Genomic DNA, 17,504 nt, shown 5'->3' with positions numbered 1-17,504 from the left:
TAGAATTTTTCCACAGATGGATGTTCTGTTTTCTACAAAAAAAGTCTGCCTGGCTTTATTAAGCTGCAGGCAGACTTGAGATTACCTTACAAAGAAAAAGTGTTATTGAGGTAATAATTCTGTGATACAGTTATTACCTAGGTATTTCAGTGTTCTTCCATTTGGTTTAAGCTGCGTATGGAGTTAGTCCTCCCGTGTGGCAACTTCTTCTCCCAAAATGTGGAGATCTTCTACGCCCGATACTTCTGTAGAACATTCGCCTAACCAGCCGTTTTCCTGGTTCACACCGCAATATATCTTGATGAAGTCTACACCCGGCAGGTTGACCTTTTGTCCTTTGGAGTTGACAGCCCAGTCGATGTCGATGCAGGCATCGTCTTTGGTGTTTTGTTCGTTATCGGCATAGCCGTAACCGAATTTGTAGAGTACGAAGTAAGTACCTTTACCGCTTTCATCGATACCGTTCTGTGGCAGACATGTGCCGTTGAAAGTCAGCTTTTCGCCTTCGAACCACTGCGGGAAGTAAGGTTGGTTGTGGAAACTGTTTTTCACCTTATATCCAGAGTTTCCTTGATTATCTTCCCAGCGGATGTACTGTTCTTTTTCTTCGGCAGTGGTTGGTTCCTTTTCGGGGCGGTAGTAGGTTATCTGATAGTCCTTATAAGTGTTGACATCGTTTCCGGCATTAATGGCCATCTGATACCAGGCTTCGCCTTCAGGATTGTTATGGGCGCTTCCGGCTATTTCGTACCACTCGTCATCATCGGGCACGCCGTTCTTGTTCTTGTCGTAGGCCACCATGATGATGCCCGGTTCGCAGCTACCGCCTACGGGAGCATCCGGATTGGGATTGGCGGCCGAATAGAAAGCGTTGCCAAGTACGCGGAAGTCGCGCAGGCCGGCTTTGTTTTCGATAGTGTGGTCGAAGCCTACCGTTACATAACCACCGTATCCACCAAGCGAAATCATGCTACGGTTGCCATTTCCGATGGCGTCGAGCACTTTCTGGTTCATGTTTTCCTGCGTGTCGCCTTCTTCGTATGAGGGCAGGACATTGGTGTACTGTCCTACGGCAGGCATAAAGTCGATTACCTTTGTAATATAAGCTTTGGCTCCTTCGGGAGTTGTGATAGAGTCATCGAAACCTACGGTTACCTGGAAAGTATAGCTGAAACAGCTTGTTCCTTGGGTTGCAGTCAGTATCAGTTCGTATGCGCCTGCACTGGGGAAGATGTATTCCAGCTGTTTGCTGTTGGACAGTGTTTCGCCGTCCAAAGTCCAGGTGTAGGTAACACCCTCGTCGGACACGCTGTTCACTTCAATCTTGAACAATTGGTCGACAACTGCTTTGAATCCAGATTCCGGAACATTGACGGTAATGTCTGCCTGCTGGAGCACATAGGGTTCCGAGTTGTCGTCGCTGCACGATGTAAGGCTGCCTGATATAAGGACAGTCGATAAAGCGATCCCCCACAGGGATTTGCTCAATACTTCTTTTTTCATAATACAATTGTTTTTAGGTGAATATATGAGTTTATTGTTTATTCAAATGGCTCGGTTGTAAAGGCGAAGTGGGCGGGTATGTCACCGGTCATCACTTTCCATTTCTTTTTTCCGTCGGGGCTAAAGCAGTACAGATAGCCCGGAGTAACGTAATTGGTGGCATCGGTCACAAAAATTTCCTTTGTTTCCGGATTTACGGCTACACCGTAGGGGATTTCTATTTCCTTGTCCGTGCCGTCGGTGATGAAGTTGTGCGAAACGATCTTCTGCCACAGCACGTCGTAGATGGCGTATCCGATACTGTTGCTTTCCGTCACGTAGCTCCACTCTACGCTGGTCATGTAGATGGAGTCGCCGCACAGGTGCATTTCGCTGGCTGCTATGCCCAAGTTGCCGATGACCTGGTCGGTATGGCTGTCGATGACAAACACGTCCGACCCCGTTCCGTAGTAGTCGCCGCGCGAGCTGACGTATATCCGTCCGAAGCGGTCCAGCTCCATACGGTGCAGATTGATGGCTACGTCGATGGACTTGATGACCTGAAATGACTGAAGGTCGACCACGGATACCGTACGGTCGTAGTTGGGATAACGGTAGCCGCCCGAATTGGCCACATACAGTTTTCCGTCGGTGATGACCATTTCTTCGGGTTGATAACCGACGATAACTTCGTGTGTAATACTCAGGCTGGCAGTATCTATTTCGACTACCTTTCCGGGACGGGCGTCAGGATCGATCTGAACGGGGCCGGCATAAGAACTGACATAGGCTTTTCCGTCGTTGAATACGATGTTGCGACAATTCAGCACGTCGATGCTGGCAATGTGTTCGGCCGTATGTACGTCCATCACTTCCACGTAGTGCGAACAGTTGATGACGGCATACAACTTACTGCCGTAGACGGCTATGTCGTTGCCCACGTCGCCCAGTTCCTTGACAATGGAGGGGTTTCGTTGGGGATAGATGTTGCGGTTGTACTTCCCGGTAGTGTAGTCGAAGAAGTCGATGCTGGCTTTATTGTTGCCCATGTTGCCTTCGTTCAGCAGAAAAAAGCCTTTGATGGGGCTTCCTGTATAAGGAGGAGTAATCCATTCTTCTTCCGTGTGCATCATGGGGATGTCGCCGCGGCAGGCTGACAGACTCAGTATCAGCCAGAGGCTACCCAGTATCAGCTGGATGTTTATCTGTTTATTATTTGCCATACATAGATGATTATTTAGTTTTCTTTTCCTTTAAAATGTATATTGCACGATGGCTTTGAAGTTGATGCCTGGCATGGGATAGCACGACACTACTTCGTATTGCTGGTTCAGCAGGTTGTTGACTTCCAGCGTTAGTTTCATGTCGCCCGTGCGCAGCGGCAGGTTACGCGAGACGGAGAAGTCGCTGGTGTACCACGGTAATTGGTAATTGACCGGCAGGTTGGCTTGCGAAGAATAGCGTTCGCCGGTGTAGATGAAGCTGTAGCTGGCTTCCCACTGCTTCCAGTTCAGGTTGACGGCTGCCGAACCGCTGTGCCAGGGTATGTAGGGTATCTGTCCGCCGTAGTACAGTTTCGACGGATCGGTAAAGTCCTGTGCTTTCTGATATGTATAGTTCATGCGCGTGGTCAGTGTCAGGTCCTGTGCCGGTTGCCAGTTGGTCTGTAGGGCGACGTCTATTCCTCTGATTTCCACTTTTCCCAGGTTGACCATGGTCCAGCGGAAGAAGTTAGATGTAGGAGTCGCTACAATCTTGTTTTCTACTTCGTTGTAGTAAACGTCGGCCTGGGCTTCGATGTGCCGTAGCCAGGTATGGCGAAAGTCTTTTCCATACGTGATACCTATATTATATTGGTTGGTATATTCCGGCTTCAGGTTGATGTTGCCTATAAAGGTGTAATACAGGTCGTTCAGCGTCGGCATGCGGAAGATGCGCTTGTAGAAGGCGCGCAGGTGCAGGTCGTGCTGCCTGAAAGGCTGCCACGAGGCAATGGCTGTGGGGGTCCATTCCATCTTGTTAGCAGCAGCGGTTGTGTCCGAGGCCACGTTGTCGTGGACGAAGGTAGCCAGAATACTGGCCTGCATCTTCACCCGTCCCAGGTGCAAGGAAGTAGCGGCAGCAGCCAGCACTGTATGGCGGCGCGGGTAGACAAAGTCTTTCAGGTCGGCATTCAGCAAGTTGAACTGATAGTCGGCCGACAGACTGACGTCCCACGACGGCAGCAGTGTATAACGCTGCGCCAGCGATACGTAGGCTTCCTGTTGACGGTAGTGGTTGTTGATGTACATCAGGGCCTCGTCCTGTCGCGGATCGGCCAGGTAGTGCAGGTAGTCGTAGGCATACTTGGCGTTCAGCATCAGGCTGTAGCGTTCGGAGAAGTCCTTGCGGAGCGAGCCTTGTACAAATACGTTGGTATCCCACTGACGATCTTCGTGTGAGAACTTGTTGCGCACCACGGCACCTGGATAGCCCCGTTCGGAGCGGTAGAAGTAGGCCTTGGCCTTCCACTGCCCTTGCGGTAGCTTGCCAAACCAACCATTCTCCAGTCGCAGAGCATTGACGTCGCCATTGCGCCGGACAGCTGTGGTGTCGTAGCCTTCTTCCACGCGGTAGGTGAATTTATAGCGACCGGTGGTGTACATGTATTCGCCGCTGAGCGACATATTGACTTTTTCACTCACTTTCTGCTCCCAAAGCAAGGCCGGATTGACAGTGCCGAAAGAGCCGGTCTTGAAGGTTGCTTTAACCCGATGAGTTTCGTTTTCGTCGAATTTCGGTGTCCGCGATTGCAAATAGATGGAACCTGCCGATCCGAAGTCCTTGGCTGGTTGGAAGATGGCGCTTTTCTGCCCGTTGTACAAGGTGACACTCTCCATGTTGTCCAGCGAGAAGCGTCCCAGGTCCACTGTTCCGTTCTGTGCATTGCCCAATTCGATGCCGTCGTAGAATACGCCGACATGATTGGTGCCCATGCTGCGTATGTTTACGGTCTTCAGGCCGCCCACACCGCCGTAATCTTTGATCTGTATACCCGAAAAGTAGCGCAATGCATCGGCCACGCTGTGCGAGGCGAGCCGTTGCAGCTGTTCGCCCTGAAGTTGCTGTACGGGTATGACTTCCTTTTGAATGGAACGTGCCGTGATGACGACTTCGTCCAAACGCTGCAAACTGTCTAACTTGCTTTGTGCGTATAGGGATACAGTGCTTCCTATCAAGGCACAGACAAGCATGACAGGTCGAAAAGTACATCTGACCATGTCTTTTAGTTTTCTGAATTGTTGTTTTTACTTGTTCGTATTGGCCTCCCTAACCCTGGAGGTCGACCAAACATGAATGATGGCAGGTCTTCTGACTGACTCCCTTACCGGAACCTTCCCAATGTATGTAACATCAGTGGCATAAAAGTCTTTTTCGATAAGTTGAAACTGGAGCTTCACAGCAGCGGGACTGTTCGGGACTTTCACCCGATTCCCTTTTAATCCGCTCGTCCGGTTGGACAAGACGGAACCAATTCGGGGGGCAAAGATAGTGAAAGGTGAGAGCAATACAAAAAAGAAGCTCGCTTATTTTTGTATTGGCGAGCCGCATCCTTTCTTATCTAAAGATAGCGAAAGGTGAGTGGAGAGGCGAAGATGAAGGAAAAAGAAAAAAGTGTCGGGATTCATCACAGATTTACCATTTGCAACGGATAAATAAGAGAGATCGGGGTGATTGTGCAACCCCTTATCCGGAGAAACTGGTCTCATCTGTGCCGAATCCCGACACGTCTTTTATAGTTATAACGAGGGCGAAGAAGCCGACAGGCTTACTTCACTTCCCATGTATCGTTAGTCATCAGCAGTTCTTCGAAGTTGTGATACTTCTTCTTGGCCGAAACTTCTTCAATCTGCTGGTGTACGGCTTCGTCGTAGGTCGGAGCTTCCACGTCGCGGATCACGCCAAGTGCGATGGGGAAGTCGGGGCCTTCCATCAGCGCCAGTTTCAGTTGCAGGGTGTTGTCCATGCAGTGCGCGTCGTGCACCAAGATGTCTTTTTCCGTGATGTCGTTTTCGCCCAGCTTCACTACTTTCAGGCCGAAGCCTTCCTGCATCAGTCCGTATTCGTTGTTCTCACCAAACAGCATGGGTTTGCCGTGCTCCAAGTAGATGGCGTTCTTGGCGCGGTCTTCCTTCTTGGCTACAGCATCGTGCGTACCGTTGTTGAAGATGACACAGTTCTGCAGAATCTCGCAGACGGCAGCACCTTTATGATTGTAGGCTGCTTTCAGAATCTCTACCGTACCGGCAGCATCGGTGGCCACGGCGCGGGCAAAAAAGCGTCCGCGTGCGCCGAAGCACAGTTCGGCCGGATGGAAGGGATCTTCTACGGTGCCGTAAGGCGACGACTTGCTGACGAAGCCACGGGGCGAGGTAGGCGAGTACTGTCCTTTGGTTAGACCATAGATGCGGTTGTTCAGCAGAATCATGTTCAGGTCGATGTTGCGGCGTACGGCGTGGATAAAGTGGTTTCCACCGATGGCCAGTCCGTCACCGTCGCCCGAGATCTGCCATACCGTCAGACGAGGATTGGCAACCTTGGCTCCTGTAGAGATGGCGGCCGCACGTCCGTGAATGGTCTGCATGGCGTATGTATTCATATAATAAGGTAAGCGGCTGGAGCAACCGATTCCGGAGATAACCGCAGTTTCCCACGGAGCTACGCCTATTTCTGCCATTGCTTTGTGCAGTGAAGCCAGGAAGAAGTGGTCACCGCAACCCGGACACCAGCGGGGTTGTCCTTTCTTAAAGTCTTTTGCTGTATATTGGTCCATGATATTTTCTCCTCTGTGATTATTGGTTTAAGATGTTAGTGAAGGCTTCTACCAGCTCGGCTACAACGAACGGCTGTCCTTTTACTTCGTTGTACTGGTACGGAGTGAAGTTGTCTATCTTCATGCGCAGGTAGGCAGCAAACTGTCCCAAGTTCTGTTCGGCCACTACTACTTTCTTGTAGCGTTTCAGCACGGCTTCCGTATTCTTGGGCAGCGGGTTCAGATAGCTGAAGTGGGCCAGTGCCACTTTCTTTCCGTTCTTTATCAGCTCTTCCATGGCCGAATAGAGGTGGCCGTAAGTACCTCCGAAGCCCACGATCAGCAGGTCGGCATCTTCAGCGCAGCCTTGTACTTCCACGTCGGGTACGGGTATTTTGGCAACCTTTTCAGCACGCAGATGGCACATCAGGTTGTGGTTTTCGGGATCGGTCGAGATGGCTCCCGTGTTGCTGTCCTTCTCCAGTCCGCCCAAGATGTGCATGTAGCCTTCCTGTCCGGGGATAGCCCAGTAGCGTACGCCCGTTTCGGGGTTGCGGCGGTAGGGAGTATAGTTGTCTTTCATTTCGGCGGGTGCATAGGGCGGATTGATGGCGGGATATTCGGCCAGCTTGGGCAGCTTCCAGGCACCGGAGCCGTTGGCTACATATCCGTCGGTCAGCAACACGACGGGCGTCATGTGTTCGAGGGCTATCTTGCTGGCCATGTAGGCAGCGTCGAAGCAGTTGGTCGGCGATGTAGCGGCAATAACCGGCATGGGGCTTTCGCCGTTGCGTCCGAAGAGAGCCTGCAGCAGGTCGGTCTGTTCCGACTTGGTGGGCAGACCTGTAGACGGACCACCACGCTGTACGTCGAGCACTACGAGCGGCAGCTCGGTGATGACAGCCAGGTTCATGGCTTCCGACTTCAGGCAGACACCGGGACCCGAGGTAGAGGTAACGGCCAGTGCACCGGCAAACGAAGCTCCGATGGCAGTGGCGCATCCCGAAATCTCGTCCTCGCACTGTACGGTCATCACGCCCAGTGATTTGTGCTTGGACAGTTCGTGCAGCACGTCGGTTGCGGGAGTAATGGGGTAGGATCCGAGGAACAGCTTCAGGCCGGCCTTTTCGGCAGCGGCAATGAATCCGTAAGCTGTAGCCTTGTTTCCGGTGATGTCCATGTATCTGCCCGGAACGGCGGCTTTGCTTTCAATCTTATATGTATGGGCTACGGAAGCATGGGTGTTGTGTCCGTAGTCGTATCCTGCATGAATGACTTTGATGTTGGCTTCGGCCACTTCGGGCTTTTTGGCGAATTTCTCGCGGATGAAGTCCTCGGCAATCTTCAAGTCGCGGTTGAAGAGCCAGCATACGAGGCCCACGGCGAACATGTTGCGGCATTTCAGTATCGACTTGTTGTCCATGCCGGTGTCGGCCAGGCAGTCTTTTACCATCTTCGAGATGGGGGCGGCGATGACATCTTGTTTGATGCCCATTTCTTCGATCGGGTTATCGGTCTTGAAGGCGGCTTTTTCCAGGTCGGACTTCTGGAAAGCATCGGTATCGATAATGATACAGGCGGTCGGTTTAGCAAACTTGTATTGGGTTTTCAGTGCGGCGGCGTTCATGGCTACCAGTACGTCGCATTTATCTCCAGGGGTATAGACTTTGTCCGCTCCGATATGCACCTGGAATCCGGATACGCCGGTCAGCGAACCTTGCGGGGCTCGGATGTCTGCCGGATAGTCGGGGAAAGTGCTGATGTCGTTTCCCACCGTAGCCGAAACTGTAGAAAAGATGTTGCCGGCGAGCTGCATACCGTCGCCGGAGTCTCCGGAGAAGCGGACTACCACTTGCTCCAGTTCTTTGACCATCATGTCGTTTGCCATAACTTACGATTTACTTAATCTGTTATTACTAAAAAAAGTCCCTTTTTTGAATTTGCAGGAACGCAAATTTCGCAAAGTTAATCGGATTAACAAAACTTTTTTCGAAAAATCGGCGGAAAGCATTATCTTTGCGCCTACATTTTTCCGCTATATGCAGAATCTATGCAAAAGGTCTTGTAGTTCAACGGATAGAATAGAAGTTTCCTAAACTTTAGATCCGGGTTCGATTCCCGGCGAGACTACTTGAACGATGATTTTTCCCCAGTTAGGAAAAAAATATTCCCCAGTTGGGAAAAAATTATTTCCTAACTGGGGAATTTTTGTAGTGCTGCTGGCCTATTCCTGCTGCTCTCCATCCGTTATCAACTTGTAGCCTATCCGGGGGATGGTGACCAGTTCTATCCGGCGGTCGTCGGCCAGATATTTCCTGATTCGGGCAATGTAGTTGTTCAGGCTTTGTTCGCTGCTCTCCGTTGTGTATTCGCCCCACAGTTCCTGTGCTATCTCTTCGCGGGTGATCACCCGGTTGGGATTCTGTGCCAGCATCTTCAGCAGTTTGCTTTCGAGCAGGCTCAGCTTCCTTACTTTTTCGTCGCCTTTCAGCAGCAGGTTTTCGTCTGCTTTGAGGCGGAACATGCCTATTTCGGTTCCTTTCGGACGGTAGGGGTGGGCAAAACGCTGTATGTAGGCCAGCAGTTCGGTCATTTCGAAGGGTTTCTTCAGGTAGGTAAGGGCTCCTACCTTCAGGGCTTTTACTACGTTGTCGCTTTCCACGTGCGACGATATCACCAGCACAGGCACTTCCGGCGCTATCTGTTTCAGTTCGGGGATGGCGTCGATGCCGTTTTTCGCACCTATCTCCACGTCCAGCACTACGATGTCCGGCTGCATTTCCGCCGTTACGGTTCGGATGCCTGCCAGCGAAGTCTGGTAGTGTACTTCGTATCCCGCATCTTCTAATGCCAGAGTGACGATGCTGCCCAAGGCAAGGTCATCGTCCACAAACAATACTTTGATTTTGCTCATATAGATAGGAGTTTTGAGTTTATAAGTTTAGTTGACGAGGGAACGAGGCTTCAGGCTACGAGGGGTGGGTGAGTTTTTGAGTTTTTAAGTTTTTGAGTTCTTAAGTTCTAATTTGACAAGGTCTGAAGCCCCTTGTTCCCTTGTTAACTCGTCCCCTCGTCAACTCAACTTAAGAACTCAAAAACTTAAACCCTCACCGGTATGGTAAACGAAAACTCGCTGCCTTTTCCTTCGGCGCTCTTTACGGAAAGCTTTCCTTTGTGCGCGTCGATGATGTATTTCGACTGTGCCAGGCCGATGCCGTATCCTTTGCGGATTCGGTCCGCACCGCGGGGCACCTGATAGAACTGGCGGAACAGCTTTTTCTGATACCGCGGTGCGATGCCCCATCCGTCGTCCTGCACTGCTACTTGCAGCATGCCGTTCGCTGTCTGCAGCGTTACTTTTACGTTCACTCCGTCGTCCGAGTACTTCAGGGCATTCTCCACCAAGTTACGGATGACGTTTTCTATATACATGCCGTCGGCCACGACCTTCATGTTCTCCGGCAGTCGGTTTTCTATCTCAATGGTGTGCGGCTTGGTGCGGTAGAGGGCATCCATGCTGTTTTTCACTATTTCTGCCAGATGTGGGATGTCCGTTTCCTCCTTTTTCAGTATCAGCCGCTTCCTGTCCTTGCGTACGGTGACTAAGAGCGATTCGATGTTGCACACCAAGTGTCTCACTTCCGCCCGGCTGATTTCCACTGCTTTCTTTTTCGCCGCATTGGCTTCGGTAGATTCCAGCCAACTCAAGGTGGTTACTACGCTGTTCAGCGGAGCTTTCAGGTCGTGTATGGTGCCGTTGATGGTGTCTTCACGCTGTTGCAGCAATGTGTCTTTGCGGCGGATGACGAGGAGGTGATAAGCCATGCACAGAATGACGAAAATCATCAGGATGGCCGAAAGAAGCAATGCCCAAACTTGCTCTTTGATGAAAGGCAATAGTGGAATATCCGCTTTCACCTGCAAGTATTGCAATCCTTTAGTACCTATCGGAATCAGTTTTGAAACATAGTCAGAACTACTGTTTTTCAACGTTCCTACAGAGTCGAGTATCTCTTTGTCTTCATTATAAAGTATAAAGGCATGCGGATAGGCGTAAGCTGTCTCTTTGACAAATATGCTGTCTAAAGCAGTCAAATCCAGCGGGAATCCTTCTGCCAGAAAACTGTCTTGTATCACCTGAGCCACGAGTTCTGTAGAAGTCTTTGCAATGCCCTTTTCCCTGGCTGCGTCAATATTGTATAATTCCTTCGATGGCAAAGGACATATCCGTGTCAAGCTGTCTATTTCCTGAGGTGACATGTCTTCCATACGCCTCACCGATATGTATTGTTGCTGCCTGGGCTTTTTCTTGTTTTTACGGAGAGAGCGTAAATGCAATTCCTTATCTACTGATATAACCACTATTCTGTCAATGTCCGTTATATTTTGTTTGATATAACGGTTATGCAGATTTGCGATATATAACGCTTGCAACAAGCATATTGCACAAACGGCAAGAGTCGTTATATAATAATACCTTCTCATACTTATAATCAAAAAACAATGCAAAGATAACAGAAAGCCGAAAAAATATTATGGAAAGATTATCTTTTTGTTATAAAGCCTTTTAGGATAGTGTACTATTTTTGCTGCATCAAAAATAAATGATATAGTATATGAATAATACATGCTGAATTCAACTTGCAAATGCAACAGAATTCTGATTAATAATTTGTTTAAATTTTTCGTTTGGCGTGAGGTATCCAAGTCTTTTACGAGGTCGATTATTGAGTTTATTTTCAATCCACTTAATCTGTTTGTTGGTTACTTCACTAAAGTCCTTACCCTTTGGGATATACTGCCTGATAAGCCCGTTGGTGTTTTCATTGGCACCACGTTCCCATGAGTGGTATGGTTTGCAAAAATAGAATTTTATTTCCAATTTTTGCGCAATTTCCTCGTGCTTTGCAAACTCCTTTCCATTGTCAGCCGTAATTGTGTGTATTAAGTTTTTCACTTTCCGCAGTGCCCATACTGCAATCTTAGCTACCGGGATGGCTTCTTTTCCCGACAACTTGCGTATCCAGACCCTGCTTGTTGCTCTGTCGTTAATGGTAAGAATGGCACCTTTGTGGTTCTTACCAATAATTGTATCTATCTCTAAATCACCAAATCTCTCCTTCAGTTCCACTATCTCGGGACGCTCATCAATATCCACCCTGCCTGGGATAAATCCTCGCCCTGCATTTTTAGAACCACGTTTGGCATACCTGCGACCTTGTCTGCGAAGATATTTGTGCAGTTTGCCACCCCGCCGCTTATCCTCCCAAATCCAGCGATATATCGTTTCGTGAGATACCATCGCAATTCCCTCCAAGCGGCTCCTGCCGACAATCTGCTCCGGGCTGAATCCTTTCTTCAACAGCTTTATTATCCGTTTTCTCATTGCCGGTGTAAGCACTTCCTTGCGATGTTTTTGCTGCTTGCGCCTGTCTGCTTTTCGCTGGGCAAGCTCCATGCTATAGCTACCACTTCGGGCGTCGCAATTGCGCTTTATCTCCCTGTAAACAGTGCTTTTATCTACTCCGATAGCTTCCGCTATTGCTTTTTTGCTCATCGGTATTTGCAACATCATAGAAATTGCATACCTTTGTTCCTCGGTTATATGTTTGCTCATCTGCAACTTTTTTTTCTTTGGACGGACAATTAAAGCAAAGATAGCAAACTTTATCCATTCAGAGTGAGAGAAAGGGGGACATTGTCTCTCTTTCCTCTCTGAAAAATAAATGTTTTTATTGCTTATTATCCGCACCCAAAAAGTTGCATTTATAAGTTGAACTCAAGCATTTGAATTAGAAATTCTTTCAGAAAATGAGATATTGAATATAAAAGGTTTACATAAAATAAACGGAAGTTTGAATACCCATTGTTGATATTATGAGAAAGATTCTTAAAGTTTTCAGCTGGAGTATATTGGGTTTATTATCCTTAGCTGTATTTATCTTGTTGTTAGTACGTTATGTATTTAACAAGCAATTCCAGGAATATGCTTATGAATACTTGCAAAAGGATAAGATAGAACTTTTAAAGAATGCCGGTAAGTATGAGCCAGATACCTTGTCCTACACTTTTGTTTATCAGCAGGATACTGCTAAAGCACAACAAATCCGCAAATATTTTAGATTGGATACCCTTGTGAAACCTGCAGAAACCACATGGAACAAAGCTATCGCACTGGCACGTTTTGTAGCCAAGAACATTCCTCATGCCAATCAGAAAATATATCCAGAGAAGTGTAACGCAATAGGACTTTGGGAATATACCCGTACGGTAGAGCCGGCTTTTAACTGCCGCCTCCATTCAATCCTTTTGCATGAACTATTGCTGTCGGAAGGGATAGTGAACCGTTTTGTCACTTGTCTTCCCGCTGATTCGCTGGATTCAGACTGCCATGTGGTAAATCAGATATGGCTGCCCGAAATACAGAAATGGGCTATGCTTGATTCCGACATGAGAGCTTGGGCAGAAGATGAAAACGGAATACCTCTTTCTCTCGCAGAAATGCGTGAACGTTATATAAACGGTCAGGAAATTATATACCGTCCCTTATTGGATTCAGAGAAGAATTTCAATTATTACAAGATGTATTGGGCCAAAAACCTTTATTGGTTTATGTCTTGGGAGATAACCGGTTATAGTCGTGAAGAAAATAATCCTGCACTTTGCAAACATAGTCGTATTATAATACTTGTTCCTAAAGGCTTCGGTGGCTTTAATTTAAGCGACAATTCTGTAATGACTACGGATGAATCTCGTTTTTGGGCCGTACCGGATAGTCTGACGACAGTTTTACGTTAACGATATGCCTATGAGTACTAAACTTGGTTTCTATACTGAGATAAAAAAAGATATCTGTTGATAGAAATCAATTAATGTTCTGTTGGAAGAATTATAAAAGATTTCTGCATATTACTTTTTCCCATTATTATAGTTCACAGATATTGGAATGAATGCGTATATATGCATGCCTCTTTATTGCTTGATGTTGTGACTTTGCTTTATGCCTGTTTTGTAATAATACCTCTTCATAGTTATAATCAAGATTGTGCGCAAAGATAATCAGTTTGCCCAGAATTTGTTATAAAATGATTATCCATTTGTTATTTGTGGACTTATGAAAAACCATTTACTTTGCAACGTCAGAATCAATGAAATATAGAATTCTTTATGATGTCGTTGGAAATAGATAATTCATATCGGTTGTTTTTTGAATGGACTGTAATTCTGGTATGCTATTTTTTAATGATAGCCAAACTGATTATTGCGCTTAAGCGTCGTAAATATGGTGCTGCAAAGGTACAATTACTATTGTTGCTGATTGCAACTGTAATTGTAGCAGGTATTTTTTATTCATATCCCTAATCCTATCTGCAATGAACAAGTTATTTTTTACATCCCTGTTTTTGTTGTTTTCGTCTTTATCATTCTTCGGACAGAAAAGAGACTATCTGGCTGAAATGTATGCAAACCATCATGGAATAGCTCAAAAAGCAGGTACAAACAATCTGCTGAAAGAATTTATAAAACCTTACGGAAAAAAAGGAGAGGTCTTTGCTATCCTTTTTGCGCCTCAAGCCTGTCCGCGATGTGAAGTGGACATACCTTATGTGTTGGAAAATCTTCCGAAAATAAAACCTCAGGCCGAACTTGTGATTATAGCAGCCTACCACGACTCCATTTTGGCCAAACAATACATCGAAAAGAAGTTTAAAGCTCCTAATGTCATTATAGACACTGAAGGTATGCATGAAAAAATATTCCACTACCGCACCGGTCGGCTTGCCGTGACTTATATGTTGCAGATTGATGCCGAACAGGGCCGATTGATGTGTGGAGGCGATACACCCAACATGAGTGAGGGCTTTTTGTCTCAGTTTTGCAACAATACATCGTATTGTCCTTATTCCGAGATTGCCTCCGGGGGAGTTGAAGAAGTTGATTCTGAACCGGCACAGCGACTGGCTAACGGTACTTATGCTTCCGTGTTGATAGAAACGGACAATAGTTTCAATGTATCCAGCATTACGGAATTGCCTGATTGGTATGGAAACTCGTTCATCTATTCCGATGAACTGTCTTCTTCGGTACTACTGTTCAGTGTCGATAAGGATACGGCTCGCCTGAGTAGGAAGATCATTCCGACTGAAGTTCAGAAAACAGCATTTGTGGACATACCCCGGAAACAGTATGAAGAAATGGAGAGGCAGGGGCAGGTGTTTATCATGGCCAATTGTTGTGCCCTTAACCCTTCGGGCAAACAAGCCATAGCCTCTTTCTCTTTGCCCGACCTGTCTATGGAGAACGACACGACTATCGCTTATTACAACAAGGCCGTGCTGCTCTATGCAGATGCCGGTTCCGACACCTGTCAAATGTCTGCTTTCGACTTCGAACATGAAGCGTCTCCACTATACATGTACACACATGCCAGCCGTATCATGCCTGTAAGTAAAACGCTCGTTATGTTTGGATGCAGGAAAGGATTTCCAACCTGTAGCACCGGCGAAGAGTGTAAAAACGATAAAGAACAAGATATCTTCATGCGGGAGTTTTATGACAATTCACCATTCCTGGCCATTTTCAACAGGACAAGCGGCAAACGAACCAAACGCTTTGGACGATTACCGGACGTTTTCCGTAAAAGTATGACCGGTTACTATTTTACGCTACCCATCGCCGCTACCTATCAAGACTTGTTGGCATACAGTGACGGTTGTTCAGGGAAATTGTGGCTGACCGATAAGTTTGGGGAAGGTCGTCAGCAGGAATTTGATTTGTTTCATGTGGATATTCCCGATTCGGTTTTAGCAATAGCAGCTCCCTTGCGATATACAGACAGTTATTTCGAACCCTTTATAGCTATATTCCATCAGTATATAGAGATGATAAAGCTCGACAAGCAAGGAATACATTGCCTGATACGAAATGGGAAGTCGGCGGTCAAAAAAGAGAATGATCAGTACGAGTATCGTTTATTGGACTACAATGGTAAGATGGAAAAAAGTTTCAATATAAAGCTGGAGGAAGGAGATGAAATGCTTGCTATCAGTTTAGGCAAAGACAAGGAAGGAAATGTTTTTCCGTATTATGTATGTAAAAACAATGCCCGTTTTTATCTGAAATTGCCGGAACGGAAATGAAAAATTGGCTGAAATCCTGGATGTCAAACGGATAAAGGTACGTTGTTTTGACGATATGGGACTGTAGGGATTTTACGATTGAATCATTAACCTCTATGAATATCTGGTCGGACGGAGAAAGGCAGAGATGCCTGTTGTGAAACACTTGCACGGCTCGCGAGCCACACTTGTACCGCTCGCGAGCCGTGCAAGCATTCCACAGGAGCCATGCAAGTGTTGCTCCCTGCGAGCGCGTCCCCCTCTATCCTCCTCCTTCTCTCCATAAAAAACGCTGTGAAACTCTGTGTCTTCTGTGGTTCCCATCTTTCACCTTTCAACGTAACAGTCTGTCCATCATTGGTTTGCGTTGAAACGTGAAGTTGAAAACGATTTGTTGAACGCGTTTGGCCGAAACGGTTTGGCAGGCCGGATATTTGTCGTATCTTTGCCTGCGTACAAACACATAAAAACACAAAATAGACAATGAAAACAGCAAAGAATCTGATCAGCCGTGTCCGGAACCTGCTGACGGACGTACACCGTTCCGCCCCCTCCCGCCGTCGGACACAATCGTACGAACACGTATTGGAATACCTGCAACACTTCTGCTCCACGCTGCCCGCCGGAACGGAAATTGTCTTCCTGCTGGATGGCCGGAACGGAGAAGTGCGCTGGAGAGAACGTACGGCAAGGCTTGAACCGACCCCAAACGAAGCTGAGTATACGGAACAACCTGCCGCCGCCGAAGCGGTGCATACCGCTGCCGCCGAAGTTCCTTCCGCCTCCGTTACCACGGACGGGAAGCCTTCGAAGCAGCAACAGACCATGCAGAAACTGCTGCGTTTCCTGCGCCTGCGCTATGCCTTCCGCTACAACCGCCTGACGGAGCAGACCGAATGCGCCCTGCGCGACGCCTCTGCAGCCGGCGAACACCACCTTATATATAAGCCTGTGGACAACCGCCTGCTGAACGGCATTGCGCTGGCGGCCATCGCCGAAGGCATCGACTGCTGGGACCGCGACGTGCGCCGCTACGTGGAGTCGGACAACATGCCCGGTTACCATCCCTTTGCCCGCTACTTCGACACGTTGCCCGCCTGGGACGGTCGCGACCGGGTGACGCCTCTGGCTGCCCGGGTATCGGACAATCCGCTGTGGGTGCGCTCGTTCCACCGCTGGATGCTGGCTCTGACTGCAGGCTGGGTGGGGCACGACACGGGCGGCAAACGTGCCAACAGCGTGGCGCCCATCCTGGTAAGCCCCGTGCAGGGAATGGGCAAATCGACCTTTTGTCGTCTGCTGATGCCCGCCGAGCTGCGCCGCTACTTCACCGAAAGCTTCGACCTGAGCAATCCCACAGCCGCCGAGAACAAGCTGGCTGCCTTTGGACTCATCAATCTGGACGAGTTCGACAAGCTGCCTGCCACCCGCATGCCGCAACTGAAGAACCTGATGCAGATGGAGAACCTGAATCTGCGCCGTGCTTACCGCCGCAGCACCGAGCCGTTGGAGCGCATCGCTTCGTTCATCGGTACGAGCAACCGCCGCGACTTGCTGACGGACGCTTCGGGCAGCCGACGCTTCATCTGTGTGGAGGTGGAGCACGAAATAGACTGCACCACGCCCGTGGAGCATGCCCAACTCTACGCTCAGCTGAAGCACGAACTGCAGCAAGGCGAACGCTGCTGGTTCAGTAAGCGCGAGGAAGTGGAGATACAGGCAGTGAATCAGGCCTTCTATCGTGTGACACCTGCCGAAGAGGTGCTGGGCGCCAACTTCCAGTTTGCCCGGCCGGGCGAGCAGGGAGCGCGCGTCATGTCCGCCGCCGCCCTTTACGCCGCCCTGAAGCAGCAGAACCCGTCTGCCCTGACGGGCTACAGTTGTCTGGCCTTTAGCCGCTTGCTGGCACAGTTGGGTCGCCGCGTGCATACACGTTACGGCAACGGCTATTGGGTGAAGGAAAGCCGGATGCAGGAGGGGGAAGGAATGGATAAATAAAATGGTATAAAGGTTAATAGAGGAACATTGAGTTGTTCTTTTCGTTAGTTATTCTTTGGTCAAGAATTGGTCACAGAATTCGTTTAGTTTCTCCTGCATACGCTCTTGTGGAA

At 48.4% G+C, this 17,504-nt stretch carries 11 protein-coding genes, 1 tRNA gene and 1 riboswitch; of the genes, 4 read left to right on the top strand and 8 right to left on the bottom strand.

What is annotated here, in order from left to right:
• Nucleotides 1-183 precede the first annotated feature (183 nt).
• From BQ5591_RS00805 to BQ5591_RS00785, 5 genes are all read right to left on the bottom strand, one after another.
• Entirely contained in the window at nucleotides 184-1,503 is a 1,320-nt protein-coding gene (locus tag BQ5591_RS00805; RefSeq protein ID WP_071148061.1) for a PKD domain-containing protein, read from the bottom strand.
• 38 nt (nucleotides 1,504-1,541) lie between these two features.
• Nucleotides 1,542-2,705: a YncE family protein gene (locus tag BQ5591_RS00800; RefSeq protein ID WP_071148060.1), complete on the bottom strand. Its 1,164-nt coding sequence runs from the start codon at nucleotides 2,703-2,705 to the stop codon at nucleotides 1,542-1,544.
• 30 nt (nucleotides 2,706-2,735) lie between these two features.
• The gene (locus tag BQ5591_RS00795) at nucleotides 2,736-4,715 is read right to left on the bottom strand and encodes a TonB-dependent receptor (RefSeq protein ID WP_071148059.1); all 1,980 of its coding nucleotides are present in this window, start codon (nucleotides 4,713-4,715) and stop codon (nucleotides 2,736-2,738) included.
• Nucleotides 4,716-4,806: 91 nt separating this feature from the next.
• Nucleotides 4,807-5,012: riboswitch (cobalamin riboswitch) on the bottom strand.
• 278 nt (nucleotides 5,013-5,290) lie between these two features.
• A complete protein-coding gene (locus tag BQ5591_RS00790) occupies nucleotides 5,291-6,295 on the bottom strand; it encodes a 2-oxoacid:ferredoxin oxidoreductase subunit beta (protein WP_071148058.1) in 1,005 nt (334 codons plus the stop codon).
• A gap of 19 nt (nucleotides 6,296-6,314) precedes the next feature.
• Nucleotides 6,315-8,162, bottom strand: coding sequence for a 2-oxoacid:acceptor oxidoreductase subunit alpha (locus BQ5591_RS00785; protein WP_022162744.1), 1,848 nt, complete (start codon nucleotides 8,160-8,162; stop codon nucleotides 6,315-6,317).
• Between the two features lie 170 nt (nucleotides 8,163-8,332).
• Between BQ5591_RS00785 and BQ5591_RS00780 the strand changes: the two genes are divergently transcribed.
• Nucleotides 8,333-8,404 (top strand) — tRNA-Arg (locus BQ5591_RS00780).
• Between the two features lie 94 nt (nucleotides 8,405-8,498).
• On the opposite strand, the gene BQ5591_RS00775 is transcribed toward BQ5591_RS00780, so the two are convergent.
• The 3 genes from BQ5591_RS00775 to BQ5591_RS00765 form a co-directional block, all read right to left on the bottom strand.
• Entirely contained in the window at nucleotides 8,499-9,188 is a 690-nt protein-coding gene (locus BQ5591_RS00775) for a response regulator transcription factor (protein WP_071148057.1), read from the bottom strand.
• Nucleotides 9,189-9,373: 185 nt separating this feature from the next.
• Nucleotides 9,374-10,543, bottom strand: coding sequence for a sensor histidine kinase (locus BQ5591_RS00770; protein ID WP_235817012.1), 1,170 nt, complete (start codon nucleotides 10,541-10,543; stop codon nucleotides 9,374-9,376).
• A gap of 367 nt (nucleotides 10,544-10,910) precedes the next feature.
• The gene (locus BQ5591_RS00765; RefSeq protein ID WP_005794072.1) at nucleotides 10,911-11,891 is read right to left on the bottom strand and encodes an IS30-like element IS4351 family transposase; all 981 of its coding nucleotides are present in this window, start codon (nucleotides 11,889-11,891) and stop codon (nucleotides 10,911-10,913) included.
• A 260-nt stretch (nucleotides 11,892-12,151) separates the two neighbouring features.
• Here BQ5591_RS00765 and BQ5591_RS00760 point away from each other — a divergent pair, with 260 nt between their 5' ends.
• From BQ5591_RS00760 to BQ5591_RS00750, 3 genes are all read left to right on the top strand, one after another.
• Nucleotides 12,152-13,072, top strand: a complete 921-nt coding sequence (locus BQ5591_RS00760; protein ID WP_071148055.1) for a transglutaminase-like domain-containing protein — start codon at nucleotides 12,152-12,154, stop codon at nucleotides 13,070-13,072.
• A gap of 575 nt (nucleotides 13,073-13,647) precedes the next feature.
• Nucleotides 13,648-15,414, top strand: a complete 1,767-nt coding sequence (locus BQ5591_RS00755) for a hypothetical protein (protein WP_159434398.1) — start codon at nucleotides 13,648-13,650, stop codon at nucleotides 15,412-15,414.
• A gap of 462 nt (nucleotides 15,415-15,876) precedes the next feature.
• A complete protein-coding gene (locus BQ5591_RS00750; RefSeq protein WP_083380834.1) occupies nucleotides 15,877-17,391 on the top strand; it encodes a VapE domain-containing protein in 1,515 nt (504 codons plus the stop codon).
• The last annotated feature ends 113 nt before the right edge of the window (nucleotides 17,392-17,504 follow it).

Source organism: Bacteroides ndongoniae (assembly GCF_900108345.1).
GTDB lineage: Bacteria > Bacteroidota > Bacteroidia > Bacteroidales > Bacteroidaceae > Bacteroides > Bacteroides ndongoniae.
The sequence above is the reverse complement of the archived record's forward strand: the minus strand, read 5'-3'. Positions and strand labels throughout refer to the sequence as shown.

Coding starts and splice junctions, on each gene's coding strand:
- BQ5591_RS00805 (WP_071148061.1), bottom strand. CDS start 1,503: ATGAAAAAAGAAGTATTGAGCAAATCCCTGTGGGGGATCGCTTTATCG.
- BQ5591_RS00800 (WP_071148060.1), bottom strand. CDS start 2,705: ATGGCAAATAATAAACAGATAAACATCCAGCTGATACTGGGTAGCCTC.
- BQ5591_RS00795 (WP_071148059.1), bottom strand. CDS start 4,715: ATGCTTGTCTGTGCCTTGATAGGAAGCACTGTATCCCTATACGCACAA.
- BQ5591_RS00790 (WP_071148058.1), bottom strand. CDS start 6,295: ATGGACCAATATACAGCAAAAGACTTTAAGAAAGGACAACCCCGCTGG.
- BQ5591_RS00785 (WP_022162744.1), bottom strand. CDS start 8,162: ATGGCAAACGACATGATGGTCAAAGAACTGGAGCAAGTGGTAGTCCGC.
- BQ5591_RS00775 (WP_071148057.1), bottom strand. CDS start 9,188: ATGAGCAAAATCAAAGTATTGTTTGTGGACGATGACCTTGCCTTGGGC.
- BQ5591_RS00770 (WP_235817012.1), bottom strand. CDS start 10,543: ATGGAAGACATGTCACCTCAGGAAATAGACAGCTTGACACGGATATGT.
- BQ5591_RS00765 (WP_005794072.1), bottom strand. CDS start 11,891: ATGAGCAAACATATAACCGAGGAACAAAGGTATGCAATTTCTATGATG.
- BQ5591_RS00760 (WP_071148055.1), top strand. CDS start 12,152: ATGAGAAAGATTCTTAAAGTTTTCAGCTGGAGTATATTGGGTTTATTA.
- BQ5591_RS00755 (WP_159434398.1), top strand. CDS start 13,648: ATGAACAAGTTATTTTTTACATCCCTGTTTTTGTTGTTTTCGTCTTTA.
- BQ5591_RS00750 (WP_083380834.1), top strand. CDS start 15,877: ATGAAAACAGCAAAGAATCTGATCAGCCGTGTCCGGAACCTGCTGACG.